We start from the raw sequence: 21,160 nt of genomic DNA, 5'->3' as shown, positions 1-21,160 counted from the left end.
GACTCCTGACATGCTGCAAATGCGACCCAACTGCGAATGCTGTAACAAGGACTTGCCGCCCGGCGCACAGGACGCCTTGATCTGCTCATTCGAGTGCACCTTTTGCGCCGACTGCGTGAACGTTAAGCTGCACGGCAGATGCCCGAACTGCGGCGGCGATTTCGCCCCGCGTCCAACCCGTGCTGCAGCGAAGCTGGAAAAGTACCCGGCGTCGACCGAACGCGTGTTCAAGCCAAATGGATGCGCTGCAGCCGATTGAGGCCGGACTGGCGCGCTTCCTGACGCGCCACAGCCGTGTGCTGGTGTTGACCGGTGCGGGGATCAGCACTGCTTCCGGCATTCCCGGCTACCGGGACAAGGATGGCGTGCGGCGTGGCCGCACGCCGATCCAGGGTCCCGAATTTCGCCGTAACGAAGCGACCAGGCGTCGTTACTGGGCGCGCAGCATGGTGGGTTGGGCGACGGTTTCGCGTGCCGAGCCGAATGCCGGCCACCGCGCGCTCGCCGAACTGGAGGCGGCCGGCCATGTGCATAGTGTGATTACGCAGAACGTGGATGGCCTGCACCAGCGCGCCGGCAGCAAACGCCTGATTGAATTGCACGGCAACCTGCACCATGTGATTTGCCTTGAGTGCCAGGCCCGCTACTCGCGCGCCAGCCTGCAGCCGCAGCTCGAGCGCGACAATCCTGGCCTGGCGAACCTCCTCGCGCAGCCGCTGCCAGATGGCGATGCGGCTGTCGAACCGGATGCGCTGCAGGACTTCCATGCGCCAGCCTGCACTGCCTGCGGCGGTGTGCTGATGCCGGACGTGGTTTTCTTCGGCGATAACGTGCCGCCTGCGCGCACTGCGCATGCGCTGGCCGAAATGGAGGCTGCCGACGCGCTGCTGGTGGTCGGCTCTTCGCTGATGGTGTTTTCCGGTTACCGCTTCTGCCGCATGGCTGCCGCAGCCGGCAAGCCGATTGCAGCCATCAACGCGGGAAAGACCCGCGCCGATGACCTGCTTGCACTGAAACTGGAACTGCCTGCGCAGGAGGTCCTGCCACGGCTGGTGGACTTGCTCAGCGTCCCAGCAACATAGAACGCACCACGCTGTCCTTGGCCAATACGTAGTCGGTTGCTGCCATCACCTGGTTGGTTTGCGGCTGCACCACCTTGATGTTGACGAAAACCGCGTCGTTGGTCTCGCCGTAGGAGCCAACCACGACTGCCTGGGCATTGTGGTTGTGCGCTACTTCACCCACTTCGCGCGTCAGCATCATTTCGCCTTGCTGGCGCTTCATGTAGACGGAGGTGCGCAGCTTCATCTCGAGCATGCGCAGTCCGCCTTGGGCAAGGCGGGTCGACACCTGTTCGGATACCAGGCGGCCCAACGTGGAACTCTGGTCGAGCGCGTCGATGTTGACCACGGTTGCCATGATCAAGGGCTTGTCGCCGGCCAGGCGGCCATTGAGCTGGGACAGCAGGACGTCGGCCGCCTTGTAGTTGGCGCCGACGAACTGGTTTTGCGAAGTGGAGGCGTAGTCGTTTTCCGGCGGCTTGTCGGAGAACCAGGCGCAGCCTGCCAGTGAAAGCGGAAGAAGCAGGGCGGCGACAGCACGCATCAACGATCTCCTTTTACCTGGAAGGTCTGGCTCAGCTGCGGTTGGGCTCCGTCATGGATGCCGTACAGGCTGCGATCGGCGTCGGCCACGTAGTAGGTATTCGATGCGCGCGCAATGTAGCGGTTTTCATCGGTGACGGATGCTGTAATGATAATCTCGGTACGAGGCGTTGGTCCAGACGCGAATTCGCTGTCGTACCAATGGTAGGCATCGATGCCGGCGCCAATGCCGACGGCGCCGGCAAATCGGCCGACTTTGCCGACCGGGTCGCCAATTCGCTCGGCCAGCACCCATACGCCAGTAGCAATGGCGGTTGCCAAGCCTACCGGCGCGTTCTTTTTCCGGTCGGGAGCGAAGGTGATGGCCTGGATGTCGAGACTGATCTGCAGGGCGCCGGCTGGCGTGCGCGACACTACATAACCGTCCCTGACCAGCGCGGAAAGGAGCTGGTTGTTGATAGCCTGTTGAAATGCACTGGGATTGGCCGGGCTCTCAACATAAAGAGGGCGTGGCGAGGACTTCTTCAGCTCGGCCATTACCTGCTGTTCGAAATGGCCGGCGATTGCGGTCCAATGCGCTGCGGCCTGGAGCTTTTCCTGCTTTGTCGTAGGGAAGTTGGTGGCGAGCGGCGCAGGCGAATACGGGGTCTGACAGCCGCCGAGGGCCGTAGCTGCTAACAGCGCAATTGCGATTTTCCAGGCCATCTCATTTCCAGGCAAGTTGATGATACACAAGTGTAGCACCCACGTTGCTACTTGGAAATGTTTGTGGCCTTTCGATTATCGCCGGTGTTGCTTCATGACTTGCGCCACTTCGCGGCTGGCGTCGCGGTCTTTCTCGGAGGCGCGCTTGTCGTGCTGCTTCTTGCCCTTGGCCAGGCCGATCTCGCATTTGATGCGGCCGCCTTTGAAGTGCAGGTTCAGCGGCACCAGGGTGTAGCCGGCGCGTTCGACCTTGCCGACCAACTTGTCGATCTCGGCGCGGTGCAGCAGCAACTTGCGCGTGCGCACGGCTTGCGGGTGGATATGGGTGGAAGCGGTAGGCAGGGCGCTGATGTGCGCGCCAAACAGGTACAGTTCGTTATCGCGGATGGTAACGTAAGCTTCCTTGATCTGAACGCGCCCATCGCGGATCGCCTTGACTTCCCAGCCTTCGAGCGCGATCCCGGCTTCATACTTGTCTTCAATGAAGTAGTCGTGGAAGGCTTTGCGATTATCGGCAATGGACATGGGTAAAAATGCGTGGGTCGGTTAAACTACGGGTTCTTTGGACAACATCATAGCAAACGGTTACTCAATGGCAGTAGTGCACAAGTCGGTATTCCTGGGATACAGCGCCGAGCAAATGTTTGATTTAGTGGCAAAGGTCGAGGATTATCCCAAATTTTTGCCCTGGTGTGGCGGAGTTGATGTCCGCGAACGGGGTGAGAACCATGTTGTGGCCAGTGTTGGGATCAATTTCCATGGTGTTAAGCAGCATTTCACCACGTCCAACTCGAATACCCCGTTCAGTGAAATCCGTATGAAGCTGGTCGATGGCCCGTTCAAGACCCTCGATGGTACCTGGACTTTCAAGGCCTTGCGCGAAGATGCCTGCAAGGTCGAACTTGACCTGCACTACGAGTTTTCCAGCAAGCTGCTGGAACAGGTGATCGGCTCCGTGTTCGGCATGATTGCCAACAGCATGGTCGATTCTTTCTGCAAACGGGCCGAGACCGTGTATGGCTGAACGACTCAAAATTACGGTGTGTTATGCGCCGGCTTCGCAGCCTTTGCTGTATGCGTTGGAAGTAGACGAGGGCACCACCATCGGCCAGGCCATCGAGATCAGCGGCATCCTGCAGGAGGCGCCCGAGATCAACCTGGTGACGATGCCGGTTGGAATTTACGGGAAGAAGAAAACGCTGGATACCGTGGTGCGCGCGCGCGACCGGATTGAAATCTACCGGCCGCTGATCGCTGACCCGAAAGACGCCCGGCGGCGCCGGGCGAAGAAGGCTTGAAGGCCTTCGATTAGTTGCACACGCTGTTGACGGACTCGCGCTGTTCCTTGATCTTCTGCGCGCGGGTATCGTCGGACATGAAGTTGCGCTCGCCGTTCGGGCCCATTTCTGAAACGCGCATGCCGCTTTCCAGCATGCCGATGTTGTTCTTGGCTTCCGCGCAGTACTTCTTCTTCTCGGCTTCGCGCTTGGCGTCGGCCTCCGCCTTGGCCGTCTTTTCAGAGTTCTCTTGCTGGCGTTTCTTGTAGTCCGCGTTGCGTTCTGCCAACGAAGGCTTGGCGGGTGCGGCTTTGTCTTCGCCTGCTGGTGATTCGTCGCCGTTGGCTGGCGTTGCCGCCATTTCCTTGCGCAGTTCGGCAGCGGCGGCGCCACGTGGCGCTTTCAGGATGCGGTTAGCCGGCGTTCCTGGTGGCGGAGGCTGGTCGGAAAGCTGTTTCACGCCTTTATCGTTCACCCACAACCACTGCGCTTGAGCGAGGGAAGTGCAGGCAATCAGCGCCGTTGCCAGCGCCAGGCGGGTAATACGTTGATTCATAGGGGGATTTCCTTGGGTGAGAGTGTACATTTCACCCCGAAATCCCCCTGTTGTCAAATTTATTTCCCAAAAGAATCGTCGAGTTGACTGCGCATTAGAAGCGATGGCGCAGGCCGACCGTGAGCTGGCGGTCGCCCAGGCCTGGTTCTTCGCTATTTCCCTCGGTATAGCCTGCGCCATTGTGGTTGCGGATGCGAGCATAGGAGGTATAGACGTCAGTGCGCTTTGAGAGCGCATACATATAGGCCAGCGCGTACTGCTGCGCATCCTGGTTCAGCACGCCACGGTCATCTTTGCGGATGACGCTTGCCACCACTGTGTGCGGTCCAAACGGCACCGATACGCCAAGCAGCAGGTCGCGGCTGTCGGTCGACGGCGTTGGCGCGATGCCGCCGAATGGTGCGCCAGCGCTGTTGTAGGGTGCGCTGTTCAGGCCCTTGTCGACACCAAGGCCGAACCAGAGCTTGGCCACTTCGAAGTCGTAGTTTGCGCCAAGCAGGAAGTTGCGGCCGCTATTGGTGTTCTTTAGCGTGGCAGTGTCGTTATTGCGATTGTGATAGGCGAGCCGGATGTTCAACGGCCCTTTGGCGTAGCCCACCGAACCACCCAGGGAGCGGCTGGCGCTGCTGTCTCCCGCCACTTCTCCTGCCGCCACCATGAAGTCGGCACTGAAGCCGTTCACGTCAGCCGTGCGGAACAGCACCGAGTTACTGGCGCGGAAACCGGTCGATGGCATCAGGTTGTTGGAGCGCGCGATGCCGTTGCGCAGCGGGTCGACCACCGTGTTGAGGGTGGTGAACAGCGGCGTATCCTGCAGGCCGATGGAGACCGAGCCGAGCCTGGCGCTGCGCAAGCCGACAATGCTGGTGCGGCCGAACAAGGTGTTGTTCTGGGTTGAGTTGCCCACGTCGCCGTGGATGCCGCCCTCAATCACGAAGAAGGCCGACATGCCGCCGCCCAGGTCTTCGCTGCCTTTGAAGCCCCAGCGGCTCTGGGTCGCCATGCCGCTGGTGACGCGGGTGGAAGTGCCGGCCACGCCGCCCCGGTCCTGCAAAATGCCAAGGTCCATCACGCCGTAAAAGGCGACATTGCTCTGTGCCAGTGCGGCGCTGCTGCAAGCGGTAAGGGCGAGCGCCACCACCGCAGTAATGCGTTTGTTCATTTTGTCTCCGGTGTTAAATAAGGTGGGGCGTACTTAGGCAGGGACAGTGCTGCCGCGCGGGGAAGGATCGGGCAGCGGTTCGATTTTGCCGAGCACGAAGACAAAGGACACAATGCCAACCAGCAGGATTACGCCCGCCACCATGAAGGCGTTGGCAAACGAGTTGGTGGCGCCGACGATCATGCCGGTGACGATAGGTGCGGCTGCGCCCATGAGGTTATTGGCAAAGTTCATAATGCCGCCCACGGTGCCGGCACCGCCTTTGGGTGCGATCAGCGATGGCAGCGACCAGCCAACCGGTGCCGCGGAAGCCAGGCCGCCCAGTGCGATCGAGATCCAGAAGATGGCCCATGCCGGATCGGTAGTCTGGGTGGCGCCGAAAACCGCCAGGCCAAACAGCATGCCGATCACCAGTACGCTCTTGCGTACCACGGATTCGTTCTTTCCCTTGGCGATCAGGTGGTCGATCAGCCAGCCGCCAACGATCAGGTCGGTCACGGTAGCCACGGCCCATGGGATGGCGGCAAAACCAGCGGACTTGATGATACTCATGTGCATGGTCTGTACCAGGTACCCGGGCAGCCAGGTGAGGAACAGGTAGAAGGTATAGCCATAAGCAGCGAAGCCGATAGTCAGGCCCCAGACTTTGGATTTGGTGAGCAGGTAGCCCAGCATATTCACGGCGCCGCCTTCGGCCGGGCCTTCCGGCGCGGCGCCGCCACGCTGGATGTAATCAAGTTCGGCCTTGCTCAATTTGGAGTCTGCGCTTGGATCGCGGTAGAACAGCAGGAAAGCGAAGAAGTAGCTGAAGCTCAGCACTGCTGTCAGGCCAAAGCCCCAGCGCCAGCCAAACGCCACCACGGTGACGGCAACCAGCGGCACGCCGATCACATTGGAGAACTTGGCGGCTGCATCGAAGATGGCGGTGGCCATGCCGCGTTCATTGCGCGGGAACCAGTAGCCGGTGGCTTTGGAGCTGACCGGGAATGCCGGTGCCTCGGCGATGCCGAGCAAAACGCGGGCCGCGAAGATGCCGGCAAAGCCGCTGGAGAAAGCCGTAATGGTGGAAGCCAGCCCCCACAGGAAAGCGCCCCAGCGCCCAACGCGGGTTGGCCCAAAGCGGTCCAGTACCATGCCGACCGGGATTTGCAGCAGCGAGTAGGACCAGGCGAAGGCGCTGAACAACAGGCCCATGTCGACTGGGGTCAGGTTGAACGCTTCCTGGATTTGCGGCGCCGCGACCGACAGGCCGATGCGGTCGATATAGTTGATCAGGACGCCGATGCCGAGCAGGGCGCCTATGCCCCAGCGGCGTTTTGCGACCTTGGTGGTGATGACTGATTTCATGCTGTCTCCAGTTTTGATTTTAGGCTTGCTGTTACAGGGTTTGCAGGATCGTGTTGACCAGTTGTTGTGGCGACTGGGTCAGGTCGAGACGCACGCCGGCTTCGTCGGCTTGCAGCGGTTCCAGGTCGCGCAGCTGGCTATCCAGCAGCGAGGCCGGCATGTAATGGCCCGGACGCGTGCGCATGCGCTGTTCGAGGACCTCACGCTCGCCGTGCAGGTGGGCGAAGCGCAATTCCGGGTCGCCGCTGCGCAGCAAGTTGCGGTAGCGGCGCTTGAGCGAGGAGCAGGACAGCACCAGTCCTTCGCCGCGTTCGCGCGCGGCGCTGATTTCGTCGCGCAGTGCTTGCAGCCAACCGGCGCGGTCGCCGTCATTCAACGGAATGCCGGCCGACATCTTGGTGACGTTCTCTGCTGGGTGAAAGCTGTCGCCCTCGAGGAAGGGCACGCCCAGTTCGGCCGCCAGGCGCGCGCCGATCTCGCTTTTTCCCGCCCCGCTGACGCCCATGACGACCCAGCGCATTTTCATCTTGTTTTCCATATATCTCCTAATAACTGATAGCGCTATCAGTGATCGCAAGTTTAGACTAGTGCAAGAATTTGTAAAGAAGTTTGGATTGTGCGGCGCAGCAAGTGTTGCGCGCATGATAGCGCTAGCATTGCTGCTCAGGCAGGACGTCCCGGGAGGCAATGAAGGATTGCCGAGACGAAAGCGAATGTTTCCTGTATAATCTGCTTTTGCGCCTATAGGAAATACTATGCGTCTGCTCCAAAAAGCACTCACTTTCGATGACGTGCTCCTCGTCCCCGCGTATTCCAACATTCTGCCTGCGGATACGTCCCTCAAGACTCGCCTGACCCGTAACATCTCCCTGAATATTCCCCTGCTGTCCGCGGCAATGGATACCGTTACCGAAAGCCGTTTGGCGATCGCGATGGCACAGGAAGGCGGCATCGGCATCATTCACAAGAACCTGAAGCCGAAAGACCAGGCCCGTGAAGTGTCGAAGGTCAAGCGTTTCGAGGCTGGCGTGCTGCGCGACCCAATCACCATCCCGCCGGACATGAAGATCCGCGACGTGATCAAGTTGACCGAGCAATATGGTATTTCCGGCTTCCCTGTAGTGCAGGGCAAAGAAGTGGTCGGCATCATCACCAACCGTGACCTGCGCTTTGAAAAAGAACTGGACGCGGAAGTGCGCGCGAAGATGACGCCACGCGAAAAGCTGGTGACCGTCAACGAAGAAGCCAACACGGAAGAAGCCAAGCGCCTGATGAACAAGCACCGCCTGGAGCGCGTGCTGGTGGTGAACGACGCGTTTGAGCTGCGCGGCCTGATCACCGTCAAGGACATCCAGAAATCCACCGAACACCCGAACGCATCGAAAGACCAGCACGGCAAGCTGCTGGTGGGCGCGGCAGTCGGCGTCGGCGCGAAAGACGAAGAACGCATCGACCTGCTGGTAGCTGCAGGCGTGGACGTGCTGGTGGTCGACACCGCCCACGGCCACTCCCAGGGCATCCTGGACCGCGTGAAGTACATCAAAACCAAGTACCCGCACGTTGACGTCATCGGCGGCAACATCGCCACCGCAGCTGCTGCTAAAGCGCTGGTTGAATACGGCGCGGACGCGGTCAAGGTCGGCATCGGCCCAGGCTCCATCTGCACCACCCGTATCGTTGCAGGCGTGGGCGTACCGCAGATCACCGCGATCTCCAACGTGGCCGAAGCACTGAAGGGCACTGGCGTTCCGTGTATCGCCGACGGCGGCATCCGCTTCTCGGGCGATATTTCGAAAGCACTGGCAGCCGGCGCATCGACCGTGATGATGGGCTCCATGTTCGCCGGTACCGAAGAAGCACCGGGCGAAGTGATCCTGTACCAGGGCCGTTCGTACAAGTCCTATCGCGGCATGGGCTCCCTGGGCGCGATGGCAGATGGTTCGGCTGACCGCTACTTCCAGGACGCCAGCGCCAAACAGGACAAGTTCGTCCCGGAAGGCATTGAAGGCCGCGTGGCCTACAAGGGCTCCGTGCTGGCGATCCTGTTCCAGCTGGTGGGCGGCGTGCGCCAATCCATGGGCTATTGCGGCTGCGCCACTATCGACGAACTGAAAGAGAAAGCAGAATTCGTCGAGATCACGTCTGCCGGCATGCGTGAATCGCACGTGCACGACGTCCAGATCACCAAAGAAGCGCCGAACTACCGCTCCGAATAAGTACCTCCGCAAAGCGGCGACCACTGGTCGCCGCAATTTTTTTTTGCCCCCGCTATGCACTCAAAAATCCTCATCCTTGATTTTGGTTCCCAGGTTACCCAGCTGATCGCACGCCGCGTGCGCGACGCGGGTGTGTTCTCCGAGGTGTACCCATACGACGTTAGCGAAGAGTTCATTCGCAACTACGGCGCATCGGGCGTCATCCTGTCCGGCTCCCACAACTCCACGCTGGAAGGCGATTCCCCACGCGCACCGCAAGCTGTGTTTGAGATCGGCGTGCCAGTACTGGGCATCTGCTACGGCATGCAGACCATGGCTGCGCAACTGGGCGGCAAAGTGGAAAACGGCCTGGTACGCGAATTCGGCTACGCTGAAGTACGCGCCCGCAACCACACCGCGCTGCTGAACGGCATCAACGACTTCGTTACCGACGAAGGCCATGGCATGCTGAAGGTCTGGATGAGCCACGGCGACAAGGTCCTGGAAATGCCGGCCGGCTTCAAGCTGATGGCGTCCACCGATTCCTGCCCGATCGCCGGCATGGCCGACGAAGAGCGCAAGTTCTACGCCGTGCAGTGGCACCCGGAAGTGACCCACACCGTGCAGGGCAAGGCCATGCTGGGCCGCTTCGTGCACGAGATCTGCGGCTGCAAGGCGGACTGGAATATGCCGGACTACATCTCCGAAGCCGTGGAGAAGATCCGCGCCCAGGTTGGCACCGATGAAGTGATCCTGGGCCTGTCCGGCGGCGTCGATTCTTCCGTGGCCGCAGCCCTGATCCACCGCGCCATCGGCGACCAGCTGACCTGCGTCTTCGTCGACCACGGCCTGCTGCGCCTGAACGAAGGCAAGATGGTGATGGACATGTTCTCCAAGAACCTGGGCGTGAAAGTGATCCAGGTCGATGCGACCGAACAGTTCATGGGCCACTTGGCCGGCGTCACCGATCCAGAGCAGAAGCGCAAGATCATCGGCCGCGAATTCGTCGAAGTGTTCCAGGCTGAATCGGGCAAGCTGGTCAACGCCAAGTGGCTGGCACAAGGCACCATTTACCCTGACGTGATCGAATCCGCAGGCAAGGGCAAGAAAGGCCAGACCATCAAGTCGCACCACAACGTGGGCGGCCTGCCGGAAACCATGAAGCTGCAGCTGCTCGAGCCGCTGCGCGAACTGTTCAAGGACGAAGTGCGCAAGCTGGGTGTGGCCCTGGGGCTGCCTCACGAGATGGTGTATCGCCATCCATTCCCTGGCCCAGGCCTGGGCGTGCGTATCCTGGGCGAAGTGAAGAAGGAATACGCCGACCTGCTGCGCCGTGCCGACGCCATCTTCATCGAAGAACTGCGCAACACGCCATACGAAGGTGCAGTCATGGCTGGCGAAGACGCACCACAGAACTGGTACGACGCAACCTCGCAAGCCTTCGCTGTGTTCCTGCCGGTGAAATCGGTGGGCGTGATGGGCGATGGCCGCACCTACGACTACGTCGTAGCCCTGCGCGCCGTGCAGACCCAGGACTTCATGACCGCGCACTGGGCGCACCTGCCGCACTCGCTGCTGGGCAAGGTCTCCAACCGCATCATCAATGAGGTGCGTGGCCTGAACCGCGTAGTGTACGACATCAGCGGCAAACCACCTGCGACCATCGAGTGGGAGTGATTCCCGGTCTGGCTGCACCCCGCAGCACTCGGCACTAAACCAAGACTAAGCCCCTGATTTTTCAGGGGCTTTTTCTTTTTCTGGTGGCGAAGTCTGGCAACGATCGGCACGGGCAAGCGCGCCGGATCGTTGGCACTGGTGATGGTATTGCGCGAGCGGTGATTGCGCATCGTCCCGATACCATCATCACGGTTTTACGCGGTTGATGGTATCGAAATCGGGTAAGTGATTGATGTAAAAGGAAAAAACAGCCGATACCATCAACTTTTTTGCTGATGGTATCGGAAGGCGATTTTGGCGTAGTTTTGCGAGAAAAGCGCACGTTTTTAGTGCCGCTAACTTGTTGATTTATTGAGGGAAAGAGGCAGCATGATGGTATCGGGAAGGAGGCGTAAATGCTGACAGACACAAAACTGCGTAGTTTGAAGGCGGGGCCGCGTGCCTACAAGGTGGTGGATCGGGATGGTCTGTACGCCATGGTGCTGGCTTCCGGCGTGGTGTCATTCCGGTTTAACTACCGCATCAACGGGCGGCAGGAGACGCTGGTCTTGGGCTGCTATGGGCCTGATGGACTGACTTTGGCGGAGGCGCGCGAGAAGCTGATTGCGGCAAGGAAGCTGGTGGCGGCCGGCATGTCGCCGACGCAGCATAAGCGGCGACAGAAGCAGCGCAGGGAGGGGGAGGAGACTTTCGGCGAGTGGGCCGAACGATGGCTCGAAAAATATCGCATGGCAGAATCGACGCGCGATATGCGGCGCTCCGTCTACGAGCGCGACCTCGCGCGTCCTTTCGGCAAACTGCTGCTCCACGAGATTACGCATGAGGAGTTGCGCGCGTTATGCGACAAGATCGTGGCGCGCGGCGCGCCGGCCACTGCGGTGCACGCGCGGGAGATCGTGATGCTGGTGTTTCGTTATGCCGGCCAGCGTGGCCATGAACACCCTAATCCAGCCGACAAGGTGCCGCCATGCGCGATTGCTACGTTTCAGCCGCGCGACAGGGCGTTGAGCAGCACAGAGATTCCATGGCTCTATGAATTCCTGGACCGGGTGCAAAGTGCGCCGACGCTGCGCCTGGCAGTCAAACTCCTGCTGCTGACGATGGTGCGCAAATCCGAGCTGACGGATGCCACCTGGGACGAGGTCAACTTCACTAGCGGTGTCTGGACTATCCCGGCGCAGCGGATGAAGCGGCGCAACCCGCATAACGTTTATCTGTCGCGGCAAGCGATCGACATGTTCGTCGCGCTGCGCACATGTGCCGCTGGCTCGAAATATGTGCTGCCGTCGCGCTATGACGCCGACCTGCCGATCTCGAATGCTACGCTGAACCAGGTGACCACGTCGGTGTCGCGTGTGGCACGTGAGGCGGGCAGGCCATTAGCCGACTTCTCGCCACATGACCTGCGTCGCACCGCTTCGACCTTGCTGCACGAAGCAGGCTACAACACGGACTGGATCGAGAAGTGCCTGGCGCACGAGCAGAAGGGCGTGCGCGCGGTCTACAACAAGGCCGAGTACTCGGAGCAGCGAAGGGCCATGATGCAGGACTGGGCGGACATGATCGACAAGTGGGTCAAGTCTTCCTGAGCGCTGGCGCTGGTTGTGCCACCGCGGCTGCCTGCTGTTGCGCGATCCAGCTACCGCACCGGGATGTGATGGACACCGTCATCACAAACGCCGTGATCTTGGACCACTGGGGCATTGTGAAGGCCGATATTGGACTCAAAGACGGTCGCATTGCCGGCATCGGGAAGGCGGGAAATCCGGATATCCAGCCTGGGGTGACCATGGCCATTGGTGGTGCAACGGAGATTATTGCTGGCGAAGGCTTGATCGTCACGGCGGGCGGGGTGGATACGCACATCCACTTCATCTGCCCGCAACAGATCGAAGAAGCGCTGGCTTCGGGGGTGACCACGATGATCGGCGGCGGAACCGGGCCCGCAGTTGGCACGGCTGCGACGACTTGCACGCCTGGCCCCTGGCACATCCACGCCATGCTGGCGGCGGCCGATGCGTTTCCCATGAACCTGGGCTTCCTTGGCAAGGGTAACGTGAGCTTGCCGCGCCCGCTGGAGGAACAGGTGGAGGCTGGCGCGATCGGCCTCAAGCTGCACGAGGACTGGGGCAGCACGCCGGCGGCGATCGATAGCTGCTTGTCCGTGGCAGATCGCATGGACGTGCAGGTCGCGATTCACACGGACACGCTCAACGAAGGTGGCTTCCTGGAAGCGACGCTGGCCGCATTCAAGGATCGCACCATCCATACCTTCCATACGGAAGGGGCCGGTGGCGGCCATGCGCCGGACATCATTGCGGCGGTTGGGCAATCCAACGTGCTGCCATCGTCGACCAATCCCACTCGTCCGTTCACTGTCAATACGCTGGACGAGCACCTGGACATGCTGATGGTATGCCACCATCTGGATGCTGCCATCGCCGAGGACGTCGCGTTTGCCGAATCGCGTATCCGTCGGGAGACCATCGCGGCCGAAGATATCCTGCACGACTTGGGTGCGATCTCGATGATGTCGTCCGACTCGCAGGCCATGGGGCGTGTGGGCGAAGTCATCATGCGCACCTGGCAAACTGCCCATAAGATGAAGGTGCAGCGAGGTTCGCTGCCAGGCGACAGCGCGCGCAGCGACAATGCCCGTGCCAAGCGCTATGTGGCCAAATACACGATCAATCCTGCCATTGCACATGGCATATCGCATGTCGTGGGTTCCGTGGAAGTAGGCAAGCTGGCCGACCTGGTGCTATGGCGCCCGGCCTTCTTCGGCGTCAAGCCGTCCATGGTGCTGAAGGGCGGCATGATCGCCTGCGCCCAGATGGGGGATCCGAATGCTTCCATTCCTACGCCACAGCCGGTCTACATGCGGCCGATGTTTGGCGCCTTCGGTGGTGGCTTGAAGAAGTCATTGACCTTTGTCTCGCGCGCAGCCTTTGAATCGGGTATTGGAGAACGCCTGGGCCTTGCCAAACAGGTGGTGCCGATCAGTGCCACACGCCAGCTCCGCAAGGCCGACATGATCCACAACAGCGCGACGCCGCACATGGAAGTCGATCCGGAAACGTACGAAGTGCGCGCCGACGGCGCATTGTTGGTTTGTGAAGCTGCCGTCGTCCTACCGATGGCGCAGCGCTATTTCCTGTTTTGAGTGATGACCATGTTGACCTTGCACACCAAATTGGCCGCGTCTGGACGCGTGGATGGTGAATTAGTGCTGAGCTATGACCAGCGCGAGAGGTGCCGCCAGCGCGCACGCCTCGATTCCGGAGAGGAAGTCGCCTTATTTACCGCACGCGGCACGGTACTGCGTGAAGGTGATCTGCTGACAGGCGAAACGGGTTTTGTCGCGCGCGTGCGCGCAGCCATGGAGCCCGTCTATGTCGTACGCGCCGAAGATGCAGAAGGCCTGCTGCGCTGCGCCTTCCACCTTGGAAATCGCCATTGCCAGGTTGAGGTGGGTGATGGCTTCCTACGCATCCGCATTGATCCCGTACTGCGCGACATGCTCACCGGCCTTGGGGCTGTGGTGACGGAAGAAGTGGCGGCCTTTGAACCAGAGTCGGGGGCATATGCAGGCGGACATGCGCACAGCCATCCGCTGGCGCCGGTACCGCTGCGACAGAAGATCCACCGCCCCGACGGAGCGTGACAATGAATGCCAAGGCGCTGCTGCACTTGTTGCAGTTCGCCAGCCCGGCACTGCCCATCGGCGCGTACAGCTATTCGCAAGGACTGGAAACGGCGCTGGAACAGGGGAGTGTGCACGACAGCGACAGTGCTCATGCCTGGATAAGAGACCAGTTGCACGAGGTATTGGCTCGGTGGGATGCGCCCGTATTCTGGCGCCTGCTACGTGCACATGCGGCAGGCGACGAGGCCTCGGTATCGTGCTGGGCCGAGCGTTATCTTGCCTCACGCGATACGGCGGAACTGCGTGCGGAATCGGTTCAGATGGGCTATTCCTTGGGGCGTCTGCTGGCTGAACTGGAAATTGCGCCGCTTGTCGCTGGCGAAGAAGGCTATCCTGCCGCGCTCGCGAGAGCAGTGCATTGGCTCGGTATCCCGCAGGAGGAAGCGCTGCTGGCCATGCTATTCAGCTGGGCAGAGAATCAGATACTGGTTTGCGTCAAGTCCATTCCGCTGGGTCAAGTGGCTGGCCAGCGACTTCTATTGAAGCTGCAGCCGGAAATTGCATTGGCGGCCAGTACCGCCCAGGCGTTGGGCGATGCTGATTTGTCCAACTGGGCACCCGGATTATCGTTACTGTCCATGCGGCACGAAGTGCAGCACGGCAGGATTTACCGTTCATAAAGGAGTATCGATGGCATCCAATCCTCTACGTGTCGGCATCGGAGGCCCAGTCGGATCAGGTAAGACAGCCTTGTGCGAGATGCTGTGTAAGGCCATGCGCGACGATTACGACATGGCGGTCATCACCAATGACATTTATACGCGCGAAGATATGGAGATTCTGCTTCGCGCCAATGCACTGCCTCCGGAGCGCTTAATGGGCGTAGAGACGGGTGGTTGCCCTCATACGGCAATCCGCGAAGACGCCTCCATCAATCTGGAGGCGATTGCACGCATGCAGGCCGACTTTCCGGATCTGGACTTGATCCTGGTGGAATCTGGCGGCGACAATCTGGCGGCGACCTTCAGTCCCGAGTTGTCGGACCTGACGCTGTATGTGATCGACGTAGCGGGAGGCGAGAAGATTCCGCGCAAGGGCGGACCTGGCATCACCCGCTCGGATCTCCTGATCATCAATAAGACGGATTTGGCGCCTCATGTCGGCGCTGATCTGGATGTGATGGCGCGGGACGCTGCCCGCCAGCGCGGAGATCGACCTTTCGTATTCACCAATTTGCGCAATGGTGCAGGCGTACTGCAAGTGGTTGAATTCATCCGCGAACAGGGACTCTTGAGCGTGCCTCGAACTTCTGTGGTGCGAGCCTGAAATCAGTAGGGGGTTTTGGATTAGCGCTTGGCCATGCACGGCAAACGCATTGGATCAACGCGTTCACCCAATGTTGTTGTCGGTGATGGTGTCCGGTAAGACGGACATGCTAAGAAAGCCTGTCATATGACGCTCCGTATTAAAGCATTCCTTAATTTGCGCACAGGTAAACAAGTGATTTTTTAAACTGCGCGGCACGAGCGAGTGTCATGCGATGTTTCTCACATGCATCTGGAATGATTAAATTTTGTCTTGGGAAATTTAATATTTCTGTTATGTGTAGTAGTTAACAACACTCGTGTTGGTGTGAGCGTAAGGTTTAACTATGAACAGGCGAACCGATTACATCACTGCAGAGAAAGTACTATTGGCTCTACGCATCCGGGCCGAGTTTGGCCTGGATGTGGCGGTTCGTTATGCGAACGATATCCAGCTACCTGCAAAACTTGCCGCCGATGTCTTCGCCAGACGGAAAGACGAGGTGCGCGCAGAGGTCCCTTGGGTCGACGTCACGTGCGGTCGAAGAAAGGCGGATCGTCGAAGCAAATAGTTGCAGCTCAAACTTATCAAGATCGTCCATCACTCGGACTTCATCGCCTCCGCGCCATCCTGGTCTACCTGCACCCAGAATAGGTGCACGATGGCGAGGTCGGGCAACGTAGGGCGCAGATAGCAGGACACGCGCAGCCAAGGAGTTGGAACCCGGGAACGTCATCCTCAAGCGAAAGTACATTGGAAGAGGGCGAATTCGGAGAGGCGGTTATGGCGCCCGCCATGCAAGAACATATTCCAATGCCAGTGAGTGTGCTTCGATGATGGCTGCTCGAGCATTGTGGAAAGCGGGTGTGTGTAGAGTCTCGATCGCGGGAAGTTCCCGCCCCGAGGGGGCACTGATCCAAACCAAATGCGCCTGAAATCCACCGAGCACTGCTTCAACGAATACCCTGTAAGTATATCCATCGAGGGTATGGATCTCGTCAGCCGGTGTAGGAAGGCATTGGCTCTGCATTGGACCTCCATCGTCGAGAGATGGCTGCGATAACTTTCATCTTAGTATGTTTTCGGTCGCGAATTGGCAGATACTCGCAAATGGTGCCGGCACTACGCCGTAGTGACTGTTTTCGTCGTCGATGAGAACGCACGCAGGAGCGGCATGGGGCACGTACTAATGGCCCAGGTCGAGAATGCGGCAAGGGCACGCGGCTGCACGCATACCGACCTATCGAGCAGCATGCGGCGGCCTGTCGTGCATATGTTTTACTCTACGGCTTCCAAGAGGTGCCGAAGCGCTTCGTCATTGAGTGCAAGCCGAGCGCCCGCGAGGCGAACGAGTAGATGTTGCCGCCAATATCGACGTCGTCTGAAAGTACTGATGTGCGATCGCTGGTGACTCGTGGGGAAGATTCTAAACTTTTGATGTCCTTCTACCTTTTTGGGGAGGCATTCGAATGTTCGCCCGTGCTGTCGCTCACGATAGTTTCTCGAGGGTTATAGGGTAGTAGCCTGGAATGCCGGCACCGTTGGTTCCAGTCAGCAAAAGCCTGCCCGCCATCGGCGGGCAGGAAAGGTGCGGCAACGGAGGAACTGAAACAAGTGCCGCACGCTGGGTAGGGGTTTAACCTTCGTAGCACTAATCATACTCCCCCTGAAATTGCCAAAGCTCATCTGAGGTCATCATATGCTGTACCGTCTGCGCCAGGGCCATGAAGGGCTTGTAAACGCAAGACCTGGCCAGTAGTCTTCGCCAGGCAGGAAGACGAGGTGCGCGCGGACGCCCCTTGGGCCGACGTCACATGCGGACGACGACGGGCGGATCGTCGCAACAACTAATTGCGGTGCAAATTCATTGAGATCGTCGATTGCCGGACTGCTGCTTTTCAGACTCTAGGAGGTTAGCCAGTTCGTCGGTCGAGGGGAATTCTTGATGCAAATTCCGGACAACTGAGCATGCGAACATTTTCTTCAATCTCATCGCCGTGCACCTCACTCCAGTAAGCCTTGTTCATACGTCCACAAAAGTCGACCAGGTTTGCGTGTCGCTCAACCGCCCGTTTCAACGGCGTTGCGTGGGGAAAGCCCAGTAAGTTGGCCAGTGTTCCGTAAGCGGACGCATCAGCCACGCCTGGCCTATCTCCGTGAAAATAGGGACGCTCGCCCAATAGCGTCGACAGGGCCGCCAAGTCCGCCTGCCCGATGGCGGCGATGCGCACAGGATCGTGCCTGGCAATGCCTTGTCCTTGAAGGCTCGCCAGCATCTTTCGACGAATAGTCATTGCCAACAATTGCCGCAGGACTGGGGGTAAATATCCAAATATCGCCTCCCGCGTCGTCGGCCAGTATTCCGCTTGCTGCCAGCGTTCCCACACTGCGACGAAATAGAGACTTTCCTCCAGCGTACGAAGGATCAGGTGCGTCCGCGCGCGCTCTTCCGCTGTCGCACCGTGGGCGAGATCAATGTGGAACTCTTTGGCCATGGTGCTGATGATGAAATTGCTGTCGGCCACCGTGCTGCCATCCGCTCGGAGTAGGTAGGGTACTTTGCCGGTGTCGGAACGCGGTGGTTTGGTGAGGGCGATCGGTGTGTAAGGAATCTTTTCCATACGCAGCCAGGTTTCCAGTTTCAGGCAAAACGGACTGCTGCTAGGTAAGCCCCATGCCGGGCGCATGCCAACAACTTGAATAGGTTCCACTGTGTGCTCCAAAGTTTGGTCGGTCGTTTCAACGGGTGGCGTCAGTGTGCGTTGGCGTCGAGGCAGCGTCTTGAATTTTTGCGACATGGGCTACAATTGCCAGTATGGCAAATGGACCAATGGCAAAACTGATCGCGCCGCGCCTTTCGCTGGCGTCGTGCATACGCGCGCACATGGTCCGTAGTACGCTGGACTGTCCGCTGCTGGAGTCGGAGCAGCGTGTCAACCGCTATCCGGCCACGCCGTTTTGCAGCATTTACTTCCAGCTGGCAGGCGACAGCCTGATGATCGATCCACCTCCGCCTGAAGGACGCGGCGTGCTGGAGGCGGGCATGGCCCTGATCACTGGCCCGCGGCCACAGCCGATGGCCACCCGCAACTCGGGCCCGACGCATTTTTTGATGGTGATGTTTTTCCCGGACGCGTTCCATCGGCTAACGGGCCTGGATATGGGCGCGTTAACTGACAATATGCTGGCGCTGCCAGAAGCGCTCGGCCCTGAATGGCAGGCGATGGCGCAAGCCGTACACGCCGCACCGGACGATCATACGCGTGTCGCCGTCGTGGAAGATTTCCTGGACATGCGCTGGCGCGCCGCCCGCAAGGCTGGCGGCCTTACCGACGGCCTGCTCGGCGACTGGGTGCGGCGTCTGGCCGTACAGGCGGCCGCCGTTGGGTTCGGGCGCAGTGCGCGCATGGCCGAACGGCGTGTGCGCGAATGGGCGGGCCAGCCTTTGCGCTCGCTGCGCCGCATGCAGCGTGCAGAACAGGCGTTTGTGCAGGCGCGCGACGATGCCCAGGCGGGCAGGCTGTCGCTCGGGGAGGTGGCACATCGTGGCGGCTATTCCGACCAGGCGCACCTGAGCAGGGAGGCCCGTGATCTCTCCGGCATCAGCCCCAGTGCGTTGCTGCGCGAACGGCTACAGCATGAGAGTTACTGGGTTTACCGGATCTGGAGCTGACATTGATTGAACGGTCAAAGCAGAAACGCCACCCGAAGGTGGCGTTTTCACTTTGTATTCCTGGTAGACCGGGGCGCAATCGTTCCACCGACCCAAGGATTTTCAGGTCGAGCGCCAAGCCAACGCTGAAATGCAAAAAAAATGCGATCTGCATTTGCTCGTGAACTTTGCATGCACGCAGTCCGTCACGTTCGCAGAGCAAGGCCCGGACGGCACGCGAGGTATTAACGTGGCCACACTTCCAAGCATTGGCGCAGATAGCGTCTGAGCATGGCATGTGCCGAGCGCACTGAGATCACGGTGTATTCTGGGCCAGGGAACTGACCGTTCGCACCTCCCCACCTGGTTTGCAGCAACGCGTACCCCTGCTTATCGACGGCCACCACGCTCAGATGGAAGCCGATCGGGGAAGCATCGGCAAGCCGACGCAGCTCCTGGGGAACGACCAACTCTGCGGGAATAGCCGTCTCATACTGTTGAAGTCTTTCTGGAAAACAGTCGAGCAACAAGGTTTGGCGTTTCAGTTCGAACACCGACTCGCCATCCCATTGCCATGCCTGTAGCTCAGTCTCGTCGTCGATGATGTGAATGGCATTCCAATGCCCAAGTACGGCGTGCTGTGGAATATTGTCGTGCTGAGACCAATTGGTGTGATCGCCTCGGTGCTGCGCGCTCCCGGTTTCTCCGTACGGACTGCTTGCAACGCAGGTAAAGACCTGAGTATTGCATGCGGCTGTCGACGTCCTTGTCCAAATGGGCAATGAGTTCATCCGCGAGTACTGGGTCATTGGCGTTCCGATAGAATGACACCCAGACTTTCTCTTCCACTTTGGCCGCTGGCGAGCGCCGGGAGTGGGGACGTTTCTGTTCCATGTTGACCTCCGTAAGAATGCGTGAGGCCACGCGGTCCCGATGGGACAGCGATAGTCCCACAGGGTGGTTGAGAAGCGTCGACGAGGGCGCTACATCGCGAAGATGTGTTCGCCTCGGTCTGCTGGTGCGGTATCAGAATCTCTGAAGCCGCAATCTGGGCACTGGATGCTCCAGTGATCGTTCAGGCATGCGCCATTCGGCGACTGCCAGAAGCGATATTGCGCATGCTCGCCGTTGCACTTAAGGCAGTCTGCGAGATACGTTTCATTCGCCAAGGCTTGCGCCAGTTCGGTGCTCAATGTCATTGCTGTATCGTTCATGTTGACTCCACTCGATATGATACCTGCGTGACGAAATCAGGCAAAACGGGTCAGTGCCAGCTTGCCCCAAGCGCGTCGACGGCGTGATGGTCGAACGAAAGAATGTCATGGCTTGCCTGGAACGGATAAGCCTGTCCGTGACAGTTGAAATGCCTTACGACCCTACACAGGTAGTGTTTTTGTATGTCGAAGGGCTTGCGCGTGACATCGATGCCCACTTCACAGGTACTATCCCGTAAACTTCAACACTTCTGGCAGCGGACGCCGACGGGCTCCGCTCACCAACAATTTGCAGCATCCGATATGAGCGGCGTTTCCCATCAACTGGTTGCACCAGGCACTGTCATTCGTCAGTTTTCGGAGACTGAGGCGGAGCACCTTGCCGACGACTGGCTGGCGGTTTTCGGACTCAATCGGCAGGGCGCCAACACGAAGGCTTATCTCTGGCATGTCTTCAGTGGCGCGCGCTATCCGAGCATCGCGGGCACAACTGCCGTCGCGCAGTACAGGCTGCAAACTGGCGCGGAGTTCGTCGTGCTCTCGAACGACCGCAGGCTGGCCTTCCTGACCGAGCGCTTGCCTGAGTCGTCGTCCCTATCCGATTACCTTGTCTTCCCGCCCAATTTCGCATGGACGATGGCCTTCACCCATGAAGATGGCTCGCTTGGCCCTTACTTCGCGCGCCATCCCCACTTCGATCAGCTCAACGAAGCGAATCAAGCGAAGCTGAAGAAGGTCCGTGAAAAAGAAGCGGCCCAGCGCAAAGGCTGGTATCGCCAGGATCCGTGACAACGAGACGTTTGATGCCGAATGCGGTTGG

At 59.6% G+C, this 21,160-nt stretch carries 24 protein-coding genes; 14 read left to right on the top strand and 10 right to left on the bottom strand.

Annotation, left to right across the window (positions count from 1 at the left end):
• Positions 1-10: 10 nt before the first annotated feature.
• Both ASD58_RS18480 and ASD58_RS18475 read left to right on the top strand, forming a co-directional pair.
• Positions 11-259, top strand: a complete 249-nt coding sequence (locus tag ASD58_RS18480) for a DUF1272 domain-containing protein (protein WP_057262693.1) — start codon at positions 11-13, stop codon at positions 257-259.
• Entirely contained in the window at positions 237-1,082 is an 846-nt protein-coding gene (locus ASD58_RS18475; protein ID WP_057262692.1) for an NAD-dependent protein deacetylase, read from the top strand. Before ASD58_RS18480 ends, ASD58_RS18475 begins: the two co-directional genes overlap by 23 nt.
• Here the strand turns inward: ASD58_RS18475 and ASD58_RS18470 are convergent.
• The 3 genes from ASD58_RS18470 to smpB form a co-directional block, all read right to left on the bottom strand.
• Complete coding sequence (locus ASD58_RS18470; RefSeq protein ID WP_057262691.1) at positions 1,063-1,605, bottom strand: FlgO family outer membrane protein; 543 nt, start codon at positions 1,603-1,605, stop codon at positions 1,063-1,065. The two genes, ASD58_RS18475 and ASD58_RS18470, sit on opposite strands and share 20 nt — an antisense overlap.
• Positions 1,605-2,309, bottom strand: a complete 705-nt coding sequence (locus tag ASD58_RS18465) for a hypothetical protein (protein ID WP_057262690.1) — start codon at positions 2,307-2,309, stop codon at positions 1,605-1,607. The genes ASD58_RS18470 and ASD58_RS18465 overlap by 1 nt, the downstream gene beginning before the upstream one ends.
• 75 nt (positions 2,310-2,384) lie before the next feature.
• Positions 2,385-2,834, bottom strand: coding sequence for an SsrA-binding protein SmpB (gene smpB, locus ASD58_RS18460; RefSeq protein ID WP_057262689.1), 450 nt, complete (start codon positions 2,832-2,834; stop codon positions 2,385-2,387).
• A 67-nt stretch (positions 2,835-2,901) separates the two neighbouring features.
• Here smpB and ASD58_RS18455 point away from each other — a divergent pair, with 67 nt between their 5' ends.
• Together ASD58_RS18455 and ASD58_RS18450 are read left to right on the top strand one after the other, a co-directional pair.
• Positions 2,902-3,333 (top strand): type II toxin-antitoxin system RatA family toxin, encoded by a 432-nt coding sequence (locus tag ASD58_RS18455; RefSeq protein ID WP_057262688.1) that lies wholly within the window; start codon positions 2,902-2,904, stop codon positions 3,331-3,333.
• On the top strand, positions 3,326-3,607 hold the full coding sequence (locus ASD58_RS18450; RefSeq protein WP_057262687.1) for an RnfH family protein: 282 nt from the start codon (positions 3,326-3,328) through the stop codon (positions 3,605-3,607). Before ASD58_RS18455 ends, ASD58_RS18450 begins: the two co-directional genes overlap by 8 nt.
• A gap of 10 nt (positions 3,608-3,617) precedes the next feature.
• Here ASD58_RS18450 and ASD58_RS18445 read toward each other — a convergent pair whose 3' ends face one another.
• From ASD58_RS18445 to ASD58_RS18430, 4 genes are all read right to left on the bottom strand, one after another.
• Positions 3,618-4,142, bottom strand: a complete 525-nt coding sequence (locus ASD58_RS18445; protein ID WP_057262686.1) for a DUF4124 domain-containing protein — start codon at positions 4,140-4,142, stop codon at positions 3,618-3,620.
• Between the two features lie 94 nt (positions 4,143-4,236).
• Complete coding sequence (locus ASD58_RS18440) at positions 4,237-5,304, bottom strand: porin (RefSeq protein WP_057262685.1); 1,068 nt, start codon at positions 5,302-5,304, stop codon at positions 4,237-4,239.
• Between the two features lie 33 nt (positions 5,305-5,337).
• Positions 5,338-6,651, bottom strand: a complete 1,314-nt coding sequence (locus ASD58_RS18435; protein ID WP_057262684.1) for an MFS transporter — start codon at positions 6,649-6,651, stop codon at positions 5,338-5,340.
• A gap of 31 nt (positions 6,652-6,682) precedes the next feature.
• Positions 6,683-7,189: a gluconokinase gene (locus ASD58_RS18430; protein ID WP_229210021.1), complete on the bottom strand. Its 507-nt coding sequence runs from the start codon at positions 7,187-7,189 to the stop codon at positions 6,683-6,685.
• 217 nt (positions 7,190-7,406) lie between these two features.
• On the opposite strand from ASD58_RS18430, the gene guaB reads away from it, so the two are divergent.
• From guaB to ASD58_RS32830, 8 genes are all read left to right on the top strand, one after another.
• Positions 7,407-8,867, top strand: coding sequence for an IMP dehydrogenase (gene guaB / locus ASD58_RS18425; RefSeq protein WP_057262683.1), 1,461 nt, complete (start codon positions 7,407-7,409; stop codon positions 8,865-8,867).
• Between the two features lie 54 nt (positions 8,868-8,921).
• On the top strand, positions 8,922-10,523 hold the full coding sequence (guaA, locus tag ASD58_RS18420) for a glutamine-hydrolyzing GMP synthase (RefSeq protein ID WP_057262682.1): 1,602 nt from the start codon (positions 8,922-8,924) through the stop codon (positions 10,521-10,523).
• A gap of 395 nt (positions 10,524-10,918) precedes the next feature.
• The gene (locus tag ASD58_RS18415; RefSeq protein WP_057262681.1) at positions 10,919-12,112 is read left to right on the top strand and encodes a tyrosine-type recombinase/integrase; all 1,194 of its coding nucleotides are present in this window, start codon (positions 10,919-10,921) and stop codon (positions 12,110-12,112) included.
• Complete coding sequence (gene ureC, locus ASD58_RS18410; RefSeq protein WP_255357342.1) at positions 12,109-13,686, top strand: urease subunit alpha; 1,578 nt, start codon at positions 12,109-12,111, stop codon at positions 13,684-13,686. Before ASD58_RS18415 ends, ureC begins: the two co-directional genes overlap by 4 nt.
• Positions 13,687-13,695: 9 nt before the next feature.
• Entirely contained in the window at positions 13,696-14,187 is a 492-nt protein-coding gene (ureE, locus tag ASD58_RS18405) for an urease accessory protein UreE (RefSeq protein ID WP_057263024.1), read from the top strand.
• Between the two features lie 2 nt (positions 14,188-14,189).
• The gene (locus ASD58_RS18400; protein ID WP_057262680.1) at positions 14,190-14,849 is read left to right on the top strand and encodes an urease accessory protein UreF; all 660 of its coding nucleotides are present in this window, start codon (positions 14,190-14,192) and stop codon (positions 14,847-14,849) included.
• Positions 14,850-14,859: 10 nt separating this feature from the next.
• Positions 14,860-15,495 (top strand): urease accessory protein UreG, encoded by a 636-nt coding sequence (ureG, locus tag ASD58_RS18395; protein WP_057262679.1) that lies wholly within the window; start codon positions 14,860-14,862, stop codon positions 15,493-15,495.
• 1,072 nt (positions 15,496-16,567) lie between these two features.
• Positions 16,568-16,885 (top strand): GNAT family N-acetyltransferase, encoded by a 318-nt coding sequence (locus ASD58_RS32830; RefSeq protein WP_082565517.1) that lies wholly within the window; start codon positions 16,568-16,570, stop codon positions 16,883-16,885.
• Between the two features lie 502 nt (positions 16,886-17,387).
• On the opposite strand, the gene ASD58_RS18390 is transcribed toward ASD58_RS32830, so the two are convergent.
• Positions 17,388-18,272 (bottom strand): glutathione S-transferase family protein, encoded by an 885-nt coding sequence (locus ASD58_RS18390; RefSeq protein ID WP_082565516.1) that lies wholly within the window; start codon positions 18,270-18,272, stop codon positions 17,388-17,390.
• Between the two features lie 17 nt (positions 18,273-18,289).
• Between ASD58_RS18390 and ASD58_RS18385 the strand changes: the two genes are divergently transcribed.
• On the top strand, positions 18,290-19,147 hold the full coding sequence (locus tag ASD58_RS18385; RefSeq protein WP_082565515.1) for a helix-turn-helix domain-containing protein: 858 nt from the start codon (positions 18,290-18,292) through the stop codon (positions 19,145-19,147).
• 224 nt (positions 19,148-19,371) lie between these two features.
• Here the strand turns inward: ASD58_RS18385 and ASD58_RS18380 are convergent, their stop codons facing one another.
• Both ASD58_RS18380 and ASD58_RS18375 read right to left on the bottom strand, forming a co-directional pair.
• Positions 19,372-19,935, bottom strand: coding sequence for a hypothetical protein (locus tag ASD58_RS18380; RefSeq protein WP_057262676.1), 564 nt, complete (start codon positions 19,933-19,935; stop codon positions 19,372-19,374).
• Positions 19,936-20,109: 174 nt separating this feature from the next.
• The gene (locus tag ASD58_RS18375) at positions 20,110-20,340 is read right to left on the bottom strand and encodes a hypothetical protein (protein WP_057262675.1); all 231 of its coding nucleotides are present in this window, start codon (positions 20,338-20,340) and stop codon (positions 20,110-20,112) included.
• 303 nt (positions 20,341-20,643) lie between these two features.
• Between ASD58_RS18375 and ASD58_RS18370 the strand changes: the two genes are divergently transcribed.
• A complete protein-coding gene (locus ASD58_RS18370; protein WP_057262674.1) occupies positions 20,644-21,129 on the top strand; it encodes a DUF4275 family protein in 486 nt (161 codons plus the stop codon).
• Positions 21,130-21,160 lie beyond the last annotated feature (31 nt).

The organism is Duganella sp. Root1480D1 (genome assembly GCF_001427305.1).
Lineage (GTDB): Bacteria > Pseudomonadota > Gammaproteobacteria > Burkholderiales > Burkholderiaceae_D > Rugamonas.
Note: the sequence above shows the minus strand (reverse complement) of the source record. Positions and strands in the feature narration are given on the sequence as shown.